22 protein-coding genes are annotated in these 20,876 nt (G+C 66.8%); 16 read left to right on the top strand and 6 right to left on the bottom strand.

Going from position 1 to position 20,876, the window contains the following annotated elements:
* The first annotated feature begins 10 nt into the window (after positions 1–10).
* From ALI144C_RS38935 to ALI144C_RS38915, 5 genes are all read left to right on the top strand, one after another.
* Positions 11–997, top strand: a complete 987-nt coding sequence (locus ALI144C_RS38935; protein ID WP_237774526.1) for an ABC transporter substrate-binding protein — start codon at positions 11–13, stop codon at positions 995–997.
* A complete protein-coding gene (locus ALI144C_RS38930) occupies positions 994–1,770 on the top strand; it encodes an ABC transporter ATP-binding protein (RefSeq protein ID WP_076992246.1) in 777 nt (258 codons plus the stop codon). Before ALI144C_RS38935 ends, ALI144C_RS38930 begins: the two co-directional genes overlap by 4 nt.
* A 52-nt stretch (positions 1,771–1,822) precedes the next feature.
* Entirely contained in the window at positions 1,823–2,635 is an 813-nt protein-coding gene (locus tag ALI144C_RS38925; protein WP_076992245.1) for an ABC transporter permease, read from the top strand.
* 264 nt (positions 2,636–2,899) lie between these two features.
* Positions 2,900–3,802, top strand: a complete 903-nt coding sequence (locus tag ALI144C_RS38920) for a TauD/TfdA dioxygenase family protein (RefSeq protein ID WP_076992244.1) — start codon at positions 2,900–2,902, stop codon at positions 3,800–3,802.
* Between the two features lie 11 nt (positions 3,803–3,813).
* Positions 3,814–4,206 carry an NUDIX hydrolase gene (locus ALI144C_RS38915; protein WP_076992243.1) on the top strand — a complete coding sequence of 131 codons (393 nt, stop codon included), beginning with the start codon at positions 3,814–3,816 and terminating at the stop codon, positions 4,204–4,206.
* A 67-nt stretch (positions 4,207–4,273) separates the two neighbouring features.
* Here ALI144C_RS38915 and ALI144C_RS56450 read toward each other — a convergent pair whose 3' ends face one another.
* Both ALI144C_RS56450 and ALI144C_RS38910 read right to left on the bottom strand, forming a co-directional pair.
* Positions 4,274–4,756 carry a hypothetical protein gene (locus ALI144C_RS56450; protein WP_193441263.1) on the bottom strand — a complete coding sequence of 161 codons (483 nt, stop codon included), beginning with the start codon at positions 4,754–4,756 and terminating at the stop codon, positions 4,274–4,276.
* A complete protein-coding gene (locus ALI144C_RS38910; RefSeq protein ID WP_076992242.1) occupies positions 4,720–4,980 on the bottom strand; it encodes a UBP-type zinc finger domain-containing protein in 261 nt (86 codons plus the stop codon). Before ALI144C_RS38910 ends, ALI144C_RS56450 begins: the two co-directional genes overlap by 37 nt.
* Positions 4,981–5,073: 93 nt before the next feature.
* Here ALI144C_RS38910 and ALI144C_RS38905 point away from each other — a divergent pair, with 93 nt between their 5' ends.
* The 7 genes from ALI144C_RS38905 (at position 5,074) to ALI144C_RS38875 (ending at position 10,995) form a co-directional block, all read left to right on the top strand.
* Positions 5,074–6,765, top strand: coding sequence for an FAD-dependent oxidoreductase (locus ALI144C_RS38905; RefSeq protein ID WP_076992241.1), 1,692 nt, complete (start codon positions 5,074–5,076; stop codon positions 6,763–6,765).
* Between the two features lie 2 nt (positions 6,766–6,767).
* On the top strand, positions 6,768–8,195 hold the full coding sequence (locus ALI144C_RS38900; RefSeq protein ID WP_076992240.1) for an ATP-binding protein: 1,428 nt from the start codon (positions 6,768–6,770) through the stop codon (positions 8,193–8,195).
* Between the two features lie 103 nt (positions 8,196–8,298).
* Positions 8,299–8,901: a DUF5753 domain-containing protein gene (locus ALI144C_RS38895; RefSeq protein ID WP_076992239.1), complete on the top strand. Its 603-nt coding sequence runs from the start codon at positions 8,299–8,301 to the stop codon at positions 8,899–8,901.
* Between the two features lie 38 nt (positions 8,902–8,939).
* Positions 8,940–9,242 carry a hypothetical protein gene (locus ALI144C_RS38890; RefSeq protein ID WP_237774525.1) on the top strand — a complete coding sequence of 101 codons (303 nt, stop codon included), beginning with the start codon at positions 8,940–8,942 and terminating at the stop codon, positions 9,240–9,242.
* Positions 9,239–9,781: a DUF6879 family protein gene (locus ALI144C_RS58775; protein ID WP_076992238.1), complete on the top strand. Its 543-nt coding sequence runs from the start codon at positions 9,239–9,241 to the stop codon at positions 9,779–9,781. The genes ALI144C_RS38890 and ALI144C_RS58775 overlap by 4 nt, the downstream gene beginning before the upstream one ends.
* Positions 9,744–10,631, top strand: coding sequence for a helix-turn-helix domain-containing protein (locus ALI144C_RS38880; protein WP_076992237.1), 888 nt, complete (start codon positions 9,744–9,746; stop codon positions 10,629–10,631). Before ALI144C_RS58775 ends, ALI144C_RS38880 begins: the two co-directional genes overlap by 38 nt.
* A gap of 61 nt (positions 10,632–10,692) precedes the next feature.
* A complete protein-coding gene (locus ALI144C_RS38875) occupies positions 10,693–10,995 on the top strand; it encodes a hypothetical protein (protein WP_143231133.1) in 303 nt (100 codons plus the stop codon).
* A 2-nt stretch (positions 10,996–10,997) separates the two neighbouring features.
* Here ALI144C_RS38875 and ALI144C_RS38870 read toward each other — a convergent pair whose 3' ends face one another.
* The gene (locus ALI144C_RS38870) at positions 10,998–13,529 is read right to left on the bottom strand and encodes a tetratricopeptide repeat protein (protein WP_076992236.1); all 2,532 of its coding nucleotides are present in this window, start codon (positions 13,527–13,529) and stop codon (positions 10,998–11,000) included.
* The gene (locus tag ALI144C_RS38865) at positions 13,526–14,080 is read right to left on the bottom strand and encodes a hypothetical protein (protein ID WP_076992235.1); all 555 of its coding nucleotides are present in this window, start codon (positions 14,078–14,080) and stop codon (positions 13,526–13,528) included. Before ALI144C_RS38865 ends, ALI144C_RS38870 begins: the two co-directional genes overlap by 4 nt.
* Positions 14,081–14,220: 140 nt before the next feature.
* On the opposite strand from ALI144C_RS38865, the gene ALI144C_RS38860 reads away from it, so the two are divergent.
* Positions 14,221–14,769: a helix-turn-helix transcriptional regulator gene (locus ALI144C_RS38860; protein ID WP_083753780.1), complete on the top strand. Its 549-nt coding sequence runs from the start codon at positions 14,221–14,223 to the stop codon at positions 14,767–14,769.
* 11 nt (positions 14,770–14,780) lie between these two features.
* Entirely contained in the window at positions 14,781–15,299 is a 519-nt protein-coding gene (locus tag ALI144C_RS38855) for a gamma carbonic anhydrase family protein (RefSeq protein ID WP_076992233.1), read from the top strand.
* A gap of 150 nt (positions 15,300–15,449) precedes the next feature.
* On the opposite strand, the gene ALI144C_RS55955 is transcribed toward ALI144C_RS38855, so the two are convergent.
* Positions 15,450–15,626 carry a hypothetical protein gene (locus tag ALI144C_RS55955; protein WP_168211463.1) on the bottom strand — a complete coding sequence of 59 codons (177 nt, stop codon included), beginning with the start codon at positions 15,624–15,626 and terminating at the stop codon, positions 15,450–15,452.
* A gap of 254 nt (positions 15,627–15,880) precedes the next feature.
* On the opposite strand from ALI144C_RS55955, the gene ALI144C_RS38850 reads away from it, so the two are divergent.
* Positions 15,881–18,454: a glycosyltransferase gene (locus tag ALI144C_RS38850; protein ID WP_076992232.1), complete on the top strand. Its 2,574-nt coding sequence runs from the start codon at positions 15,881–15,883 to the stop codon at positions 18,452–18,454.
* Positions 18,454–19,893 carry a radical SAM protein gene (locus tag ALI144C_RS38845; protein WP_076992231.1) on the top strand — a complete coding sequence of 480 codons (1,440 nt, stop codon included), beginning with the start codon at positions 18,454–18,456 and terminating at the stop codon, positions 19,891–19,893. The genes ALI144C_RS38850 and ALI144C_RS38845 overlap by 1 nt, the downstream gene beginning before the upstream one ends.
* On the opposite strand, the gene ALI144C_RS38840 is transcribed toward ALI144C_RS38845, so the two are convergent.
* Positions 19,880–20,815 carry a zinc-dependent alcohol dehydrogenase gene (locus ALI144C_RS38840; protein WP_076992230.1) on the bottom strand — a complete coding sequence of 312 codons (936 nt, stop codon included), beginning with the start codon at positions 20,813–20,815 and terminating at the stop codon, positions 19,880–19,882. The genes ALI144C_RS38845 and ALI144C_RS38840 overlap by 14 nt on opposite strands.
* Positions 20,816–20,876: the final 61 nt, after the last annotated feature.

Genomic DNA, 20,876 nt, shown 5'->3' with positions numbered 1-20,876 from the left:
GGTGTCCACAGTGGTCAACAGGCGTGCTTTCCTTGTCCTGGCGGGTGGAATCGTCGCGGGATGTGGCACAGGTTCGGCATCCGGCGAGACCAAGACGGTGCGCTACCAGGGTTGGGCCGGGCAGGTCACGCCGCCGGAACTGGCCGCGGACCTCGGGTATCTCGGCGACGTGAAGCTGGAGTGGGTCGGCAACACCATCAGCGGCCCGCAGGACATCCAGTCCGCCGCGACCGGGCAGGTCGACTTCGGCGGCGCGTTCAACGGCGCGGTGGTCAAACTGGCGTCCGGCAACGCCCCGATCACCGCGGTGATCAGTTACTACGGTGTGGACGAGGCCCAGTTCAGCGGGTACTACGTCCTGGCGAACTCACGGATCCGCTCGGCCCGTGACCTGGTGGGCGCCAAGGTCGGCATGAACACGCTCGGCGCGCACTCCGAGGCCATGCTGGACACGTACCTGCAGCGCAACGGCGTCGAGCGGGCCGAGTTCGGCCAGGTCGAACGGCTGGCGCTGCCGCCGGTGAACACCGAACAGGCACTGCGGCAGGGACAGGTCGACGTCGCGGTGCTCGGCGGGATCCTGCGTGACAAGGCGCTCAAGACCGGCGGCATCCGGCCACTGTTCACCGACTTCGACCTGCTCGGCCGGTTCTCCGCGGGTACCTACGTGATGACCGAACGGTTCCTGAAGGACAACCCGAGCACCACGAAAACGTTTGTCACAGCGGTCGCGAAAGCCATCGACTGGTCCCGGACCACACCTCGCGACCAGGTGATCAAACGGATGAGGGACATCCTCACCCGGCGCGCCCGCAACGAGGACCCGGATCCGCTGGACTACTGGAAGTCCTACGGTGTCGCCGAACCCGGCGGCCGCATCCAGGACAAAGAGTTGCAGGTGTGGGTGGACTGGCTGACCGAACGCGGTGACCTCGAACCCGGTGCGGTGAAGGTGGGCGATCTGTACAGCAACCAGTTCAACGGGGGGATCGTGTGACACCGAAGATCGCGTTCGATGCCGTGTGCAAGGACTTCCCGATCCGCGGCTCGGCCGAACGGTTCACCGCCGTCGAGGAGTTCTCCCTCGACGTCGAGCCCGGCGAGTTCGTGGTGGTCGTCGGCCCGAGCGGCTGCGGCAAGTCCACGTTGCTCGACCTGCTCGGGGGCCTGACCATGCCGACCACCGGACGTGTGCTCGTCGACGGCAAGCCGGTCACCGGACCGGGACTCGACCGGGGGATCGTCTTCCAGCAGTACGCCCTGCTGCCGTGGCGAACCGCGCAGTCCAACGTGGAGTTCGGCCTTGAGGCCACCAGCACGCCACGCCGTGCGCGAGCCAAGCGGGCCAAGGAGTTCCTTGACCTGGTCGGCTTGTCCGGCTTCGAGAAACGCTACCCGCACGAACTGTCCGGCGGGATGCGCCAGCGCGTGGCCATCGCGCGCAGTCTCGCGTACGACCCGGACGTGCTGCTGATGGACGAGCCGTTCGCGGCGCTCGACGCGCAGACCCGTGAGTCCCTTCAGGACGAACTGCTGCGGATCTGGCAGCGCACCGGCAAGACGATCGTGTTCGTCACCCACGGCATCGAAGAGGCCGTGTACTTGGGCACCCGGGTCGCGGTGATGACGTCACGACCGGGACGGCTCAAGGAGGTCCTGCCGATCGACCTCGGTGCCCGGTCGGCCGAGGCGGACCTGAGGTCCAGCCCGATCTTCGGCCGTTACCGGCACGAAGTCTGGTCCTTGCTGCACGAGAAGGAGACGGTATGACCCCCCGGTCCAAGGTGACCAGGCGTAGAAATCTCGGAGAGGCGGAACAGCTATGACCGCGATACTGGAGCGGGCCACGGTGGTCGCCGCTCCCGCACCAGCCCGCCCACGCCCAAGACTGCTGAGGACCGCGGTCACCAAGAGCGCGGCCATCGTGGCGCTGCTGGTGATCTGGGAACTGGCACCCCGGCTGGACCTGACCGACCGGACGTTCCTGCCCCCGTTCTCGGAGGTGGCCGTCGCCTGGTGGGAACTGCTCGGCAACGGGCAACTGCTCACCAACTTCGAGGCCAGCCTGGTCCGGTCGCTCAGCGGCTTCGGGCTCGCGGTCGTCACAGCCGTGCCGCTCGGCCTGCTGATCGGCTGGTACCGGCCAGTGGCGGACCTGCTCGGGCCGTTGCTGGAGGTGTTCCGCAACACCGCCGCGCTGGCGCTGCTGCCGGTGTTCGTGCTGCTGCTGGGCATCGGGGAGACGTCCAAGATCTCGATCGTGTTCTACGCCTGCACGTGGCCGATCCTGCTCAACACCATCAGCGCGGTCGGCAGCGCCGACCCGACGCTGGTGAAGCTGGCCCGGTCGATGAACCTGCCGCCGCTGCGGCTGTTCCAGAAGGTGATCCTGCCCGCCTCGGTGCCGATGATCTTCACGGGGGTCCGGCTGGCCGGAGCGGTGTCGATCCTGGTGCTGGTCGCCGCCGAAATGGTCGGTGCCAAGGCCGGGCTCGGCTACCTGATCAACTCGTCGCAGTACAACTTCGCGGTGCCGCAGATGTACGCGGGCATCGTCACGTTGTCGTTGTACGGCCTGGTGTTCAACCAGATCCTGGTGGTGCTCGAGCGCAGGTTCACGTCATGGCGCGTCTGACGGCGGACGTCCTGGTGGTCGACGCCCGAGGCACGGGAACGAGCCATGGCCAGCCGGGAAGCCCTCGGTGGCTGGATGGCTCGTGTACTCGACCAGACCTACGAGTCCGTCAACGAATTCCGCTGCCCGCGGGCTCGGCGCGCTGCTGGGGCAGCTACCGGGAACGCATCGGCCGGGGGCACGGTCGCACACCCGGAGCCGCCCGCGCTGTCGAGCCGAAGCTCGACCCGCGTGGACCTGAGATCACCTCGTGAAGGGAACATCATGACGACGATCACGTCACTGGAAGTCCGCAGGATCGGCGGGCGGATCGGTGCCGAGGTACTCGGTGCCGACCTCGCACGGGACCTGCCACCCGCGGAGTTCCTCACCTCGGCGCTGAACGAACACAAGGCGTTGTTCTTCCGTGGACAGGACCTCGACGACGCCGGGCACGCCCGGTTCGCGTCCCTGTTCGGCGAACTCACCACAGCACACCCGACGGTCCCGTCGGTCGAAGGCGCACCGAACGTGCTCGCGGTCAACGGCGACGAAGGCATCCGCGCCAACCGCTGGCACACCGACGTCACGTTCGTCCGCACGCCGCCGAAGGCGACGTCGTTGCGGGGCATCGTGATCCCGGAGTCGGGCGGCAACACGCTGATCGCGAACTCGGTGGCCGCGTACAACGACCTGCCCGGCCCGTTGAGGGACTTCGCCGACACATTGTGGGCCGTGCACACGAACGACTACGACTACGCGGATCCGCCTAGCAGCGCCAAGGCCGCTGAGTACCGGCGCGTGTTCACCACGACCCGCTACCGCACCGAACACCCGGTCGTGCGCGTCCACCCCGAGACGGGGGAGCGTGGCCTGTTCGTCGGCGGGTTCGCCACCCGGATCGTCGGGCTGTCCACAGCGGAATCAGCGGACATCCTGCGGATCTTCCAGTCGTACGTGACCAGGCCGGAGAACGTCGTGCGCTGGCAGTGGGCGCCCGGCGACGTGCTCATCTTCGACAACCGCGCCACCCAGCACTACGCGCCCGACGACTACGGGACCCAGCCGCGGCTGTTGCACAGGGTCACCGTCGTCGGTGACGCACCGGTCGCGATCGACGGCTCGACCAGCCGGATCGTGGAGGGCGACGACGCCGCGCACTACACAGGGTCCGAGCAGGGGGCCTAACATCGGGCGGCATGACCGCCGAGAAGAACCTGGCCTATGGCTGGGTCACCCGTGACGACAAGATCCTGTTCATCCGGCGTGATCGCGGCGCGTTCCTCGGTGGACGGTGGGAACTGCCCGGCGGGACCGTGGAACCCGGCGAGCCGAGCGAGGACACGGCGGTCCGTGAGATCGCCGAGGAGACGGGTCTCGCGGTCCGGGTCGTCGGTGAGCGGGCGTCGTCGAGCTGGCCGGACATCAGCGGGAAGCCGTTGACGATCAACGCGACGATCTTCGACGTCGTCGAGGACGGTGAGGCCGAGGTGGTGCTCAACCCGGGCGAGCACGACGCCTACGCCTGGTTGACGCCGTCCGAGGCCGCGGAGCGGGAGCTGCCGGACCACGTCCGGCAGCAGCTTCCCTAAGTAGGCAGGGCCTGACCTAGGGGCAACGCGTCCGTTGACGCGTAGCTGTCCGTGAGCGCAAAGTGGATCAACGCGCCCGAAACGGACCACCATGAATTCCCTGCAGCTGGCCCACTTCGTGGCATCGGCGATCTTGGCGCACCCGGCCGAGGCGATCCGCCCGATGCTGCCGTCCCTGCGCGCCGCCACCGAGCCGCTGCCCACGGAACTGGCCGGGCCGCTGACCCGAACGCTGTGCCGCCTGGACGACGCCGAAGGCGCGCCGCCCTGTTGCCTGCGCCTGACCTGCTACGCCGACGGCGACCCGGCCGATTTCGACAGGTTGTCGCTGATGTCCGGGATGCGGGTGACCGATCACCTCGCGGTCGTGCTCGAGTGCTCCGCGGCGGGCTACACGAGACAGGCCGTGGCCCTGCTCGCCGCCCACCGCGAGGCGATCGACCTGCTCTGGGAAGCGCTCGACGACCTGGGCTCGCCCTACGCGGCCACGGTCGACGCCGTGCGCCTCAGCTGTCAGGCGGTCGTCTTGTGCACGAAGCACCAGCGCCACGACTCACCCGGCTCGAACGACCGGATCACCGGGTGCCCGGTTTCGGCGGCGTGCCCGCTCGCGTGCTTGGCTGGTGAGGAGTCGCAGCAGCCCACGTGCCCACAGGCCAGGCAGAGCCGCAGGTGTACCCAGGTGCCGCCGTCGGCGAGGCAGTCCTCGCAGCCGTCCTGGGTGTGCGGTTCGGGGTCGGGGCCGAGTTCGGTGATGTCCTCGCAAACTGCCACTGTGTACTCCTGACGATTATCTCACGCTGCCGGATGCCCGCGGTCCTCCCGTGAAGGTACGCCGGGCGCTGATCTGGTGCTTGACTGTGGGGCATGACATCAGCTCTGCCCGACACCAGCCGTTCCACGCGGCCATCGATCCTCACCGTGGACGACGACCCGAGCGTGTCCAGGGCAGTCGCACGGGACCTGCGCAGGCAGTACGGCGAGTCCTACCGGATCGTGCGTGCGGAGTCAGGGGCGCAGGCGCTCGAGGCGCTGCGGGAGATCAAACTGCGCGGCGAGGAGGTCGCGGCGCTGCTCGCGGACTACCGGATGCCCCAGATGAGCGGGATCGAGTTCCTCGAGGAGGCGATGGACCTCTTCCCGGTGGCCAAGCGCGTGCTGCTGACCGCGTACGCCGACACCGACGCCGCGATCCAGGCGATCAACGTCGTGGACCTCGACCACTACCTGCTCAAGCCGTGGGACCCGCCGGAGGAGAAGCTCTACCCGGTGCTCGACGAGCTGCTGGCCTCGTGGGCGGCGGCCGACCGGCAGCCGGTCAGGCAGACCAAGGTCATCGGCCACCGCTGGTCGGCGCGGTCCTATGAGGTTCGGGACTTCCTCGCCCGCAACGCCGTGCCGTTCCGCTGGTACGAGCTCGACGACACCGACTGTGAAGCCAAGCGCTTGCTGGCCGCGTCCGGACACGGCGAGGCCGACATCCCCGTCGTGGTGACGCCCGACGGAGCGCCGCTGGCGTGCCCGTCCGATGCCGAGCTGGCCGCGAGCGTCGGTCTGACCACGACCCCGTCGACGGATTTCTACGACCTGATCGTGATCGGCGCGGGCCCGGCCGGGCTCGGCGCGGCCGTGTACGGCGGGTCGGAGGGGCTGCGTACGGTGCTGGTGGAGCGCTTGGCCGCGGGTGGCCAGGCGGGCACGAGCAGCAGGATCGAGAACTACCTCGGCTTCCCCGACGGCGTGTCGGGTGAGCAGCTGACCGAACGAGCCCGCAGGCAGGCGCAGAAGTTCAACGTCGAGATGCTCACCACCCGGCAGGTCGTGTCGCTGGAAGCCAGGGGATCGGCGAGGGTGGTCCGGTTCGACGACGGTACGGAGTTGTCCGCGCACACCGTGATCCTCGCGACAGGGGTCTCCTACCGGTCGCTACAAGCACCGGGGCTCGGCGAGCTGACCGGACGTGGCGTCTACTACGGAGCGTCGACGACCGAAGGCCCGAACTGCAAGGACCAGGACGTGTACCTGGTCGGCGGCGCCAATTCGGCGGGGCAGGCCGCGATGTACTTCTCCCGGCACGCGAAGCGGGTCGTGCTGGTCGTGCGCGGCGACTCGCTGGAGAACTCGATGTCGCGCTACCTGATCGACCAGCTGACCGGGCCGGGGAACATCGAGGTGATGACGTGCACCGAGGTGATCGGCGGGGCGGGGGACGCCCACCTGGAGACGCTGACGCTGCGGCACAACAAAACCGGCGAGTCGACGACGGTGCCCGCGTCGTGGCTGTTCGCGTTCATCGGCGCGGCGCCCCGCACGGACTGGCTGGACGGCATCGTGGCGCGGGACGAGAACGGCTTCGTCCTGGCCGGGCCGGACCTGGTGACCGAGGGCGCGTTGCCCGCGGGCTGGCAGTTGGAGCGGCCGCCGTACCACCTGGAGACGAGCCTGCCCGGCGTGTTCGTGGCCGGTGACGTGCGAGCTGATTCGGTGAAACGGGTGGCGTCGGCCGTCGGGGAAGGCGCGATGGCCGTGACGCTGGTACACCGGTACTTGGAAAGGTAACCATGGAGAAGCTGACCGCGTCGCAGGTACGCACGTTGTTCCTGTTCGAGCACCTGGACGAGTCCCAGGTGGCGTGGCTGGTCGAGCACGGTCACGTGGAGCGCCGCGCGGCGGGGACCCCGATCCTGACCGAGGGCGAACCGGCGACGTGTTTCTTCGTGCTGTTGGAAGGCACGGTGGCGTTGCGCCGCAACGTCGGCGGCGAGATGGTCGAGACGAACAGGACGGATCACCGAGGGTCGTACTTCGGTGCGACCCAGGCGTACCTGGAAGCGGACATCGGGTCGAAGACGAACTACCAGATGACGGTGGATTCGATCACCGACACGGTGATGTTCCAGCTGCCGGCGGACGAGTTCGGGCCGATGGTGCGCGAGTGGTTCCCGATGGCGATGCACCTGCTCGAAGGCCTGTTCCTGGGCATGCAGAACAACCAGCGTGTGCTCGGCCAACGCGAGCGCCTCCTGGCCCTCGGCTCACTCTCGGCGGGCCTGACCCACGAACTGAACAACCCCGCGGCCGCGGCGGTCCGCGCAACGGCAGCCCTGCGCGAGCGCGTGGCAGGCATGCGCCACAAGCTGGCCATGCTCGCCAGCGGTGCGATCGACCCGGAAACCCTGCCGTCCCTGGTGCTGTTGCAGGAGAACGCGGTCGAACGAGTCGCGAAAGCCCCGAAACTGGGGCCGATGGAAGCCAGTGACCGCGAGGACGAGGTAGCGGACTGGCTGGACGAGAGAGGGATACAGGGCGGCTGGGACCTGGCGCCGACCCTGGTGGCAGGCGGCCTGGACGTGGAGTGGCTCCGCGAGGCGATCGACAAGTGTCCACAGGCGACTACCGAGGCGGCGGTGCGCTGGATCGCGTACACAGTGGAAACCGAGTCGCTGATGAACGAGATCGAGGACGCGACCACTCGGGTGTCCACTCTGGTCGGTGCGGCCAAGCAGTACTCGCAGATGGACCGCGCGCCGTTCCAGGTTGTCGACGTGCACGAGCTGCTCGACTCGACGTTGGTGATGCTGAACAACAAGCTCGGCGGCGGCATCGAGGTGGTTCGCTCGTATGACCGTTCGCTGCCGTTGATCTCGGCCTACGCGGCTGAGCTCAACCAGGTGTGGACGAACCTGATCGACAACGCGATCGCGGCGATGTCCGGCCAGGGCACTCTGACCATCCGCACCGCGCTGGACGACGGTTGCGCGGTGGTGGAGATCACGGACACCGGGACGGGGATTCCCGCGGAGATCAAGGAAAGGATCTTCGAGCCGTTCTTCACCACGAAGGCGGTGGGTGAGGGGACGGGGCTCGGACTGGACATCACTTGGCGGATCATCGTGAACAAGCACCACGGTGATGTTCGCGTGGAGTCCGTTCCGGGAAAGACGACTTTCCATGTCCGGATTCCGTTGAACCCGTTGAAAGCCCAGTAGACCAACAGGTTGACGCTCGTCCTCCATTGGGGGACGAGCGCTTGCCTGTGTGCTCTGGTCACCGACACCCTGGGACGTCCCCGAACGATCCAGGAGGTTGTGAATGAACGGGCCACGGCATGTCGAGTGGGACCGGTTGCTCGGTGACGGCCATGGGCCGCTGCAACGCCAGATCCTCGACGAGGAAGTTAAGGCGCAGACGTTCCAGGTGTTCGAGACGACCATCATCCCGGGCACGTTGCAGACTCCCGAGTACGCCCGAGCAGTGTTGACGAGCAGTATGTTCCTCCACGGCGTTCCGGACAGTGTCGACGACGCGGTGGAGGCGCGAATGGAGCGGCAGAAACTGCTGTACCGGAAGGATAAGCACTTCCATTTCGTTCTCGCCGAGTCCGCGCTGTGGATGCGATGCACCGAGCCGGACGTCATGCATGCCCAGCTCGACCTGCTCAGTGAACTGTCCGCTGTGCCCAACGTGCGGTTCGGCATCATCAGCTCCAGCATGCGGTACGTGATCAGTCCGTCGCATGGGTTTTGGTTGACCGACGACAGCCAAGTGGACGTCGAGACCTACTCGGCAGCGCTGCATCTGGACGACCACGCGGAGGTTGCTGTGTATCGGACAGTCTTCGAGCACCTCTCGTCCATCGCCGAATACGGCAACGCGGCGCGGGCGATCATCGCTCACGCGGCTGATGCGCTCTAGGTGCGTAACCCCGATCGGGGGAACAGGTCTGCGACCCCTTGACCGGAACTTGGATCGTCGACACTCTGGACGTAGAGAAAGTTCTCGAATATTTTGGAGGCGTGATGCGCGCTCAGTTCCTCGGCAAGGACCCCGAGTCTGGGGAGAACGGCTCGCCTACGTTGTTCGTCACGGATCGCACTGACCGCAGAACCTACTTCGCGCAGGGCTGGGCAGTGACGGACCCGCAGGCGCTGGCCGACATCGGTCCGATACCCGATGGGGAGTCCGTTGTTGAGATCCCGGAAGATGTGCTGAGATTCTATGCGCGTAGTGAGCAGCCGAAGGAGGGAGACCGCTGAGTAAGATCATTGATCCCGGCGCTGCGTTCAGGCAACTCTTCAGCGAGTTCGAGCACACGGCTTTTCGACTGGAAGTCAGGAACGCGTATGCCGTTGAGCGCGAACGGAAGTATCTCGACAGGTTCCTGGCAGGCGCGCCCGAGGACGTTTCGTGGCTGGCGGGCTGGTTCGATACGGTCCGAACCGCGACCGAGGCTGGACGTCGTTTCATGCGTGTTCGGGTGGTCGACCTTCCACTGAGTGATTACAGTCGATTCGGCTATGTGCACGCGCGGTACAACAATGATGCAGGTGAGGATATTCGCTATCTTCACCGCGAGGCTGCGCGTGATGTCGGGTTGCCCAACCATGATTACTGGTTGTTTGACTCGCGCAGGTTGCTGCGTATGAATTTCGATGACGAGGATCGCCTTCTCAATTGTGAGTTCGATGAGGACCCGATTGAGATCGTGCGGCATAATTACTGGCGAGATGTCGCTTGGCATCACGCTGTGAAACGGGATGAGTTTGTCACCGAAGAACAGCTTGGACGCGCATAGCGTCCAAGAGGCCCGCGCTGCGCTGGGGCAACGACTCCGTGAGCTACGTCGACAAGCCGGACTGACCGGCGTGCAGCTCGCGGAGTCGTTGTCATGGCCGCAGTCCAAGATTTCCAAGTTGGAGACCGCTCGGCAGACGCCGACTGAGCAGGACATCCGGGAGTGGGCTCTGGCAACCGGGTGTGAGTCGCGAACCAGTGAGCTGCTGACAGCATTGCGAACGCTGGAAGCAAGGTACGCTGAATGGGATCGACTGCTTGCTGAAGGACACGGAGCGCTTCAGCGGAAGACTCTCGAGCTTGACTCCAAGACACGACTATTTCGAGTGTTCGAAACGACTATTGTGCCCGGCATGCTGCAAACTCCGGAGTATGCAAGAGCGGCGATAATGAATGGCATTGTTCTTCGTGATGTTCCGAACAGTGTCGATGAGGCAGTGCGGGCGCGAATGAAGCGACAAGAACTGCTTTATCAGAAGGACAAGCGATTTCATCTTGTCATCCCGGAATCGGCACTGCTGATCCGGTACTGCGGGCCGAGCGGCATGCTCGCACAGCTCGATCGGCTCACCACGCTGTCGAACTTGCCCAACGTCCGCCTCGGGATCATCGGCTCGCGCACCCAGTATGTGGTCGGGCCGTGGCATGGCTTCTGGTTGCGTGACAACGACAGCGTAGTGATCGAGACCTACTCGGCCGAGTTGCGCCTTGCCCAGCCTGAGGAAGTTGCCCTGTACGGCAAGGTCTTCGAACACCTCTCTTCGATCGCCAGCTATGACCGTGCCGCCAGGGCGATCATCACTCGGCTGGCGGACGACCTCGCGGCGGAGCTGTCAGCCACGGACGAGTGAACCATCGAATACCTGAGAATATTTCTGGCTCCCGCCCTCCAGCCTCCTTACGCTCCTGGGTATGTCCCTCACTAACAACCCCTGGAGCACAGGCGTGTACAAGCCGCAGTCGTTCACCGAGATGATCACGGACATGGTCGCCGATCAGGCTCCCCGTGTTTTCGCCGTCGTCCTGGAATACGGCGAGCAGACCGACGCCAAGGTGTACGCCTGGGGGATGGCCCTCGACGACGGCGCCTACATGACCGCGAACGACGGGCGGAGTGTGTACTCCTTGGCGGACCCCGGGAACGCGTTGCGATATGTCCCGAGGCGAACCAATACCAAGCCGCACTTCGTGTGGGTCGGACCGGAGCCTGAGTAGGCTTACATCTCGCGACGGATGAGCGCCTGCCACGGCCAGTTCGCCGCGTCGCCTGGGGTGTCCAGTCCCGCCTGCCACACCTCGCGCGCCTTGTCGGCGTCGCCTGATCCGGCCAGTGCTTTGCCGTAGTAGTAAAGGTCTCTGGCCAGTTCCTCGCGGTGTTCGTGCGCATCCGCCAGCACCGCCTCGAAGAGGGGAATGGCCGCCGCCCAGTCGCCGGTCACGGCCGCCGCGCGGGCTCGGTGCTTCAACAGGATGTCGTCACGGCCGGTCTCACGGATCCACGGGTCGTCTTCCAGGAGGCGGATGTACTTGCCGATCAGCTCGGTGTCCTGTGTCCACAGTCCCAAGTCGAGCAGTTGGCCGTGCGCGCTCGTCACCCACCGCGACGCGTGTGGCCCGGATGCCTCCGGGCCGGTGAAGAACGCCAATGCTTCCTCGTGCGCTTCCAGGTAGTCCTCCGCGGACACCGCGCCGCTCAGCAGGCCGACGCGTAACGCCACCAGTTTGGAGATGGAGGCGCTGACCGGGTTGTCGGCGTAGTCGGCCGATTGGTTGAGCCACTCAAGCGCTTGTTCTGGCCTGCCGAGCAGGAACTCGATGAAGCCCAGTTCGTACAGGAACATCGACTTCTGCCGCATGAACGGCACGGCGTCGATGTCCGGAACGGCCCGCTGGAACACCTCTCGCGCCTCGGCGACCTGCCCCGAGCGGCGCAGCCGGGTGCCGAGGACGAGCGAGAACGAGATCAGCGCGGCCCTTCGGACCTGGTCGTCCACAATGTGCTGTTCGAGGAAGGCCGGATCGCTGAGGTGGTCGAGCACCAACTCGTGCAACAGCTTCGCGGAGCCGTGGTAGCCGACGACGGCGTGCAGGTGGTCGGCGACGTTGTCCAGACCGTGGTCGGCCAGCTTCGCCAGGGTTACGGCCAGTCCGGCCGCGATGTCGGTGTTTCCCGGCAGTTCGGCGTTCGCGGCGATGTAGTCCGCGAGCGCCGCGCCGATCCCGACCCTGGTGGCCTTGGCGAAGCCGAAACCGGGGTCGCGCAGCAAGCCGGGCAACCGGTCGCTTGCTTCACCTGCCGCGACGAGATGGGTGACGACGTGGCCGAGCGCGTACTCGTCCTCGCAGACAGCCCACGAATCGCCGTACTCGGCAAGGAGTTGGTCGGCGACGCGGCGGTGGAACGGCTGGGCGTCCACGTACCAGTCCTCGCGCCACCGGTCGCGGTCGGTCAGGAACTCGGCGAAGGTCCGGTGGCACAGCCGGATTCCGTTGTCGTCCTCGATCAGGAACTGTTCGAGGTCGTCGAGTGCGTCGACGCTGTCCGCACGCTCCTGCTCGAGGTCGGCGAGCAGCAATACCTGGTCGACGCTCACGGCGGCCTGGGCGACGGCCAGAACGCCGAGTAATCGCCGGTGCACGCGCTTCCAGATCCGCTTCCACTGGTCGCCTTCCCGGCGCCGCACCCCGTCGCGGACCAGCGCGATGAAGTACTCGTAGATACCGGCAAGCCCGTTGGGCAACGTGGAAAGGCCGGTGAGAGCGGCGATTCGCTCCTGGTCGCCGGCCGCGGCGGCGTCGCGCAAGCCTCGTGCCCACATTGCCACGTACAGGAAGCTGCCCTGCGCGTGCGTGGCTATCCGGTTGGCGTCGATGCGGGGCAGTGCCGAGAGCGCCGGGTCGCTCAGGACACTGTGGACGTACACGACCACGTCCCCGGTCACCTCGCCGGACGCGGGCTCGATCGTCTCCTCGCGCAGCCGGTCCGCCTGTGCGATGCGAAACCTTTGCAGCAGTTGACGATCCGGACGGCACGACACCACGATCCGCAGGTTCGCCGGCAGTTCGGGGCACGCGGCCAGCCATTCGACGATGTCACCGTGCCCGCCGAACTGGAAACGCAGTTCGTCGAGCGCGTCGATGAGGACCACCACGAGCGCGTCAGGCTGCTTGTGCGCCAGACGGATCGCCGGGTCGAGCAGGGCGAGGCTCTGCAACGTGCCCAGGTCGTGCAGGCGCGGATCGACGACCAAACGCTCGATGTCCAGTCCGACCACGGTGCCTTCCACGACATCCGCGTGCTGCTCGACCTGGATCGCGGTCCGGCCGAATGGCGAGATCTGCAGGATTCCCACGCGTACGCCGACAACCCGGCCTTCGGCGGCGACGGTCCCGGCGGTTTGCTCGACCGACACGTCCACGTCGGGGCGCATGAGGTCCGGCCGCAGCACAGCCAGTTGGTGTCCCACGCTCAGCAGCAGCGAGGACGCGTCCCCGCTGGCGAGCGGATGATTGCTCAGCCGACGCAGGAAGTAGCGCGGCGACAGCGCGTGGCGTTGCGAGAGCCACGCGAGGAAGGCGCTTTTGCCGGTTCCCGGCCCGCCGGTCAGCAGCACGAACCGGCAGCCCGGGTCGTCGAAGTGCTGTTCGACCCGACCGGCCAGCCAGGTCCGCTCGACGAACCCCGGCCCGAGGTACTGGGCGATCAGGGGTTCGTAGAGCAGGTCCGACCGGCTGAGCCGGTCGTTCACTTCTCGCCGAGGTGGTCGATGTCCACCCCGACCACCTCGCCGCCCGCGCTCACCTCGTCGACGTTCACCATGCCGCGCACGGTGCCCGTGGCGGTCTTGGCCCGCACACCGGCGACGTAGCCCGCGACCGTGCCGACGTCGACCCGTCCTTCGGCGAGCGGGCCGGAGGCGGGCCGCTGCTCGCCGCGGAACGTGATCCGCTGGCCGTACACCGCCTCCAGGACCCGCCGGACGGCGTCCGCCGTCTGAAGCAGCCGGTCATCCGATGATTCGACGGGTTCCAGCCCGTCCACGTAGTCCTGCAGGTCACGGCGCAGTGCGCGCAGGTCCGGTTCGAGTCGCTCCAGCGCGGCCTGATCCACCCGCAGCGGCTGGGCCAGTTGGCCGTCCAACTCGGGTGTTTCGACTGTTTGCGCTGGTTGCTCGGCCGTGGCGGCGTCTTTGCGCTCCCGTCGGCGCTTGAGCAGTTCCGTCGCCTGCCCGTACAGGAACTTGATGCCTTCGGTCAGTGCGGCGCCGCCGAGGACGGACAGGGTCAACGGATCGGGCACAGGTCACCTCGCGAGTCGGGGGTGGATCGGACGGGGAGATACCTATCACGCAACCCTCGCGGTTTTCATGCGTCTATCAATCCAACCCAAAAACAAAGTAAGCAACACCGAGCAACGGTAGAAGCCTTGCGAATCCACACATGGCCTGGTTACGCTCGGCCGTGGACGTGCGGGTCCCGAGCCTCGGGGTGAGAGGGGTCGTCCCAGTGGACAACGAGTTCTTCCGGACATTCACGGCCGCTCCCGGCGTGTGCGCCGCGCAGGTTGACGCCAGCGGAACGGTGGTCAAGGCGAGCCAGCAGCTCTACCGCAGGCTCGGGTGCCACCCGGAAGACGTGCGCGGCCGCAACGTCCTCGACGTGGTGCAGCGCGACGGCCTGCGCGGCGAGACGATCATCGTGATGGTCGCGCCCGACCAGCAACGAGCGTGCGCGACCGTGACCCGCAGGCGCAAGTTCCTGACCAAAATGGACTCCCGGATCCTCGAAGGCGTCGCGGCAGGCGTGCCGACGGCGAAACTCGCGCTGATGGTCGACCTGAGCCGGGGCGGCGTGGAGTACCACGTGACCAACCTGCTGCGGAAGCTGAGCGCGCCGAACCGGACTTCTCTTGTGTCGAAAGCCTATGCGGAAGGCATCCTCGCCGCGGGAACGTGGCCACCGAAGGTGGTCCCCGACTTCGTGAAGTAGATTTCCCCGGTATGCCGCTGTTCTCGTTCGAAGGCAAGAGCCCGCAGGTCCACCCCGAAGCCTGGATCGCCCCGACCGCGACCCTGGTCGGCGACGTGGTCGTGCGAGCCGGGGCGTCGGTCTGGTACGGCGCGGTGATCCGCGCGGACTTCGGCCGGATCGTGATCGGCGAGGGCGCCAACGTCCAGGACAACGCCGTACTGCACGTCGGCGTGAACGGTTGCACAGTGGGCCGTGGTGCGACGGTCGGCCACCTCTGCCTGGTGCACGACTGCGAGATCGGCGAGTACGCGATCGTCGGCAACGGATCGACGGTGCTGGACGGCAGCAAGGTGGGCGCCCGCGCGATGATCGCGGCGGGTTCGACAGTCACCCCGGCCTCGGAGGTGCCGCCCGAGGTGGTGGCCAGGGGCTCACCGGCGAAACGCCAGATCGGCCTGACCGACGGCGCCCGTGCGTGGATCGACACGAACCCCGAGCTGTACCAGGAACTGGCCCGCAGGCACGCCGCCGGGATCCAAGAGGTGTGATCCGTCGCTCGGTGTCAGCGGATCGACTGGTCGTCCCGGACAACGTTGCCTGGGGCGGGTGGCCATCTGAGCACGCGGCGCGGGATGTCCAGCCACGACGCCACCACCCAGACGGAAAGTGTTGCGGTGACAGGAAAATCCAGCGGGAGATCAGGGTGTGACGACTTGGTTGCCGTGCTCCGCGTAGCGGCATCCGGGCTGACCGTAGTTGTGCACGGCCCGGCCACCGGAGAACGCACGGCACGTGCACGCGCCGGGGGACTCGAAGTCACCGCCGTCGCGACGCCGTCGTCGTGCCCCGGTCTGATGTACGAATCGGCGAGCCATGGCCACGCTCCTCTCGACAACGGGTCGTGCGATGCGGGGTTGTGCAGCGGTAGTATTTACGTGCCCGTGATCGACGACGGCGAAACGAAGGTCCCCCGATCGGCCCAGTGCCGGTGCGGTGTCACGACCCCGGCTCGTGGCCCTGCCGGAGTGCACCCCCCGGACGCGACTGGCGACTTCTTGCCACTTTCCATTGCGGCGACTGGAGGATCTCACCACGCGCGCCGGGCGGGCAGCCGTTAGCTTCGGAAGGTATGACGGCGCTTTGGGGCATCTCCTTCGACGCCACGCCGATCTCCGGTGTCGTTGTCGAGTTCGTGAAGACGGCGAAGCACTTCGCCGAGCGCGGCAAACAGGTCGTACTCGACCTCGGGTACGACATCAAGGCCGACAAGGGCGCGTTCTTCCGCCCGTACACCGACGAATCCCGGCTCCTGCCGGACTGGGTGCGGCTCGGCAGGATCGACGGCGTCGAGCAGATCCCCGGCTACGACAGGGACTTCGTCGCCGAGGTGCTGCGCGAGGTGGTCGGGCGCGGCTCGGCCCCGCACCTGCTGCCCAGGATCGACACCATCGCGGCACACCTCAGCGACCTGATCGTGCGGACCTGGGAGGCGCATGACGTCTCGCACGTCCTGGTCGAGAACGGCACGCTGCCGGAGAACATCACCTACACCAAGGCTTTGCGGCTCGCGATCGAGAAGTACGGCGCCCTGCGGAAACTCGGCCGGTACGTCCTCTGGCGTGACCACGACCTGATGTGGCAGAGCGAGCCCAGTTCCGGGAAGTACGGCGTGTACCCGTATCCGGCGACGCCGAAGCCGCCGAACTCGCCGCACATCCACTACCTGGCGCTGCACGAGCAAGCGCGTGACAGAACCCTGGAATGGGTTCACCTGCAAGCCATCGACGTCCTGCCCAACACGTTCACCCACCGCCGGGCGACCGTTCACCCCGGCAACGCGGATTTCCGGAGTGACTTCGGAATTCCGGTCGGTGTCCCGCTGATCGCCCGCTGCACGAGGATCATCAGGCAGAAACGCATCGACCGCGACCTGCGCCTGCTCGCCGAGATCCCGGACGCGTACCTGTTCGTGGCGGGGGACACCGGTGAATCCGTTGACGAGTACCGCAGGCTGACCGCGTTGGCCGCCGAACTGGGAGTCACCGATCGAGTCGTGTTCGGCGGCTGGCTGGCCCCGCACGAGGACGATGTCGGCCGTTCGACAGGCAGCCGCTACTCGGTACGGGATCTGCTGGCGCACGCGGACTTGGCGTCATTCCTGACGTCCTACGACTACGAAAGCTATGGAAACCCGGTCGGGGAGGCGATCGCGTCCGGCGTGCCGTACGTGTCGACCCGGTACGAGCTGTACGACACGGTCTACGGCAGCAAGGGTTTCCGGGCGCCTCTGCTGACCGAGGACGTCCCCGGCGCCGGTTTCGTCCGGCAAGTCCGTGACCTGCTCGACGACGACGAGAAGAGAACGCAGATGGCGGAGCACAACTTCCGGCTGGGCGAACGAGGTTCCCGCACGGCACACGACCTGCTGGACCGGCTCGTGCTCACCCCGATGGACCCGCGGGTCAGGCTCAGCGTGGTCCTGCCCGTCTACAACGAGGCCGCGAACCTGCCGTGGGTCCTCGACTCGCTCTACCACCAGCACGGCTTGGACCGCTCGACGTACGAAGTCGTAGTGGTGGACAACAACTCCACCGACAACACGGTGGAGGTCGTCCACACCTTCGCCGCCGAACACCCGGACCTCGCCGTGCACGTGGTGGCAGAGCCGGAACAGGGCGTCTCGTGCGCCCGTCGCACCGGGATGCGGTTCGCCAGTGAGCGCAGCCGTGGCCGCGTCAACGCCGACGAACGCTTCTACCTCGTGTCCGCGGACGCCGACTGCCGCGTCGACCACGACTGGCTGGCCGAACTGTTCGCGGCGATGGAGTCGAGCAAGGCGGCGATCGGCGTCTGCGACTACTACTATTCCGCCGGGCACTTCGCCGGACGGCCACGGCTCTGGGACGCGATCACCAGGACCCTGCGGTGCCGGGCGGTGACCTTCGCCCTGTTCGGTGGCTTCCCCGACGGCAAGGGGTTCGCCGTCGACCGGGACGTGCACGACCGGGTCGGCGGCATCGAGATCTTCTACCAGTTGCGCGACGGCGAGTTCGTCAACCACCTCTCCGACGACTGGGACTTCGGGATCACGGTCCGCGGCAGCGGCGAGGACATCGGCTACGTGCCCAAGGCGCGGGTCGAGATCAACCCGCGCCGGGTGGACCACGCGATCGACGAGGTGATCGCGGGCAGGGCGTACGGTTCGGACGGCATCATCGTCATGCGCGACATCCGCCCGGAAGCACAGGAAGCGGAGGTGGTCGCCGAGGACCTGACCGAGGACCAGGCCCGGCAGGCGTGGGAGTTCTCCATCAAGGACTTCACCCCGAAGAACACGATCCTGCCTGTCCTGCTGACCCCCTCGCTGCTGGACGACGACGCGGTGGTCGAGTTCTTCACCCCGCCGCTCGCCGAGCGCCTCGGCAGGCGGATCGCGGAGATCAAGGACGAGATGCGGATGACGGACTTCACGTCGATCCACTCGTACAAGACACCGTCCTACCGTCTCTACTTCGAGTTCGCCGACGAGATCTTCGCAAGACTGCGGGCCACGGTCGGCGAGGACATCGGCCACCCACCGCCACTGCCCCGGTGCCTGCGGGACGTTCCACCGGACAGGTTCACGGAGTTCGTGAAGTACTACTGCGAAGACAGGGAATCAGGCGAAGCGCACAACTACTTCGGCAACGGGGGTGTGTTCTGATGGACTACGCGTCGGCGCTGGAGTCGTTGCGAGTGCTCGACCCTTCCCACCCGGTCCCAAGAGTGCTCGAAGCCCTCACCGCACCGGAAAACCAGCACCTCCTCGAGTACGTGGTGGAGGATCCGTTCGGTGCGCACGTGTTCCCCGGCGACGAACCGGACTACGCGCCGTCGGACTTCCTCGCCGACCTGGACACCCAACTGGCGAGCACGAATCCCATCCACCTCTGGTCGTACATCCCGACCTGCGCGTACCGCTGCCGCTTCTGCCAGTACCCGGTTGTGCTGGCGAAGGGTGCGGGCGCGGAGGCCAAGGCCAACCAGTGGGTGGACTGGAACATCAGGGAAGCGGAGCTCTGGCTGGCGCAGGTGCCGTCGCTGCGGACGGCACCGATCGGCGAGTTCAACGTCTTCGGCGGCACACCGTCCCTGCTGCCGCCGGACGCCATCCGCCGCCTCCTGGACTTCTACCGCTCGACCTTCGCGTTCGGCCCGGACACCGCGATCCGCTTCGAAGGGGACCCCAGCACCTTCACGCCGGCCAAACTGGAACTCCTGGCGTCCCTCGGCGTGACCAAGCTGTCCAGCGGGGTCCAGTCCTTCGACGACAAGGTCCTCGCCGAATGCGGACGGGAACACAGCGCGCAGCAGTGCGTCTCGTTCGTCCGGACGGCACAGGCGATCGGCTTCCCGTGGATCAGCATCGACCTGATGTACGGCCTGCTGGACCAGAACCTCGACAGCGTCCGCAGGGACCTGGACACAGTGCTGGACCTCGGCCTGACGGCGGTGGTGTGCACCAAGCTGCACCTGAAGTCCTACACGGACACCAGGACAGGCGTGGCCGGGGTGCGACCGGCGGCCTGGCAGATCCCGTCCTACCGCGACAAGCTGGTCCGGGACGGGCACCGCTGGCCGAGCCTGGGCGAGCAGTACCAGATGCGGGAGATCCTCACCGACGGGCTGCGAGCAGGCGGGTACACCGAACACCCGACGATGTACTTCGCGAAGGACGGCCACGGAACGGAAGAGTGGAAGTCCATCATGGTCGACCAGCACAGGCAGGAAGCGGAGGTGGCCATCGGCCTCGGCGGGAGCTCGAGCTGCCGCCGCTCGGAAGCGATCACCGACGTCAACTGGGAGCGCTACGGCGAAGCAGTGGAAGCGGGACGTGTCCCGCTGGGCTCGGCGACCCGCTTCACCCCGGAAGGCCAGGAGGAACGCGCCATCAAGATGGCGCTGTCGACACTGCGCCCGGTCCGTGAGGACGTCCACAGGCAGCGCTTCGGCAGTCGCTTCGACGAAAGCCCGTGGAAACAACACTTCGAGTCCCTCGCGGCCCGGGGCCTGCTCACCGTGGACGAGGAGGGCGTCACGCTCACACCCAACGGTGAAGTGCTGGTCGAAGCGATCATCAACGCGGGCTTCAGGGTTCGATGACCACCTTGATCGCTCCGGCGGCGCGGTCGGCCGCGACGCGGAACGCCTCCCCGGCGTCCTCGATCGGGAACCGGTGGGTGATGAGCGTCCGCGCGAGGTCGGGCTTCTTGACCAGCATGGCGGCGACTTCCTCGACTTCGCGGACTCCGTCGTGGCGGCCGTAGGCGATGCTGTTGACGTAGGAGAGTTCCTTGACCTGGCTGATCGCGGTGCCGGGGATCGGCATCGTGTCCATGTAGACGCCCAAGGGCACGATCCGGCCTCCGCGCCGGGCCGCTCGCGCGGACGAGGCGAGGCTGGAATCGCTGCCAGCCGCGTCGATCACCACGTCGTAGTCGCCGCTCGGCGTGCCGAATCCCAATCGCTCGGCCGCGGCCCGCTGATGGCTGTGCCGAGTGTCCACATCGACGTCGAAACCGTGGTGCTGGGCGGTGGCCGCGGCGAGGAGCCCGATCGTGCCCCCACCGACCACGAGAACACGTTCTCCCGGCTGCACCTGTGCCCGGCGCACCGCGTGCCAGGCGACCGCGCCCGGCTCGATCAGGCAGGCGTCCTTCACGTCCAGTTGCGGGGGCAGCGCGAGCAGCGTGTACTCCGGCACCACGACGGTCTCGGCCATCCCGCCGTCGGAGAAGACGCCGAGGTTTCCCTGGCCGGGTTCGGTGCACCGCTGGGGGTTGCCGTCACGGCACTCGTCGCACTCACCGCCGTAGATGGTCGGCTCGACGAAGTAAGGCCGTCCGGTGTCGTCCACCCCGGCGAACTCGTGGCCGTAGACGAAGCCCGTCATGCCGAACCCGGCGAACTGGACGTCGGTGCCGCAGATCCCGGCAGCGGCGACGGACAGCCGGACACCGGGTCCGCCGGGCTCGTCGACGTCGATGGTGCGGATTCCGTCGTCGGTGTTCACGACCGCTCGCATGCTGAGTGCTCCCTGGTACGTCAGTGCCCGTGTTCGACGCCCACTCTCCGGGCGGACGGGG

Source organism: Actinosynnema sp. ALI-1.44 (assembly GCF_001984155.1).
Classification (GTDB): domain Bacteria; phylum Actinomycetota; class Actinomycetes; order Mycobacteriales; family Pseudonocardiaceae; genus Kibdelosporangium.
This window is presented reverse-complemented; position numbering and strand designations above follow the sequence as displayed.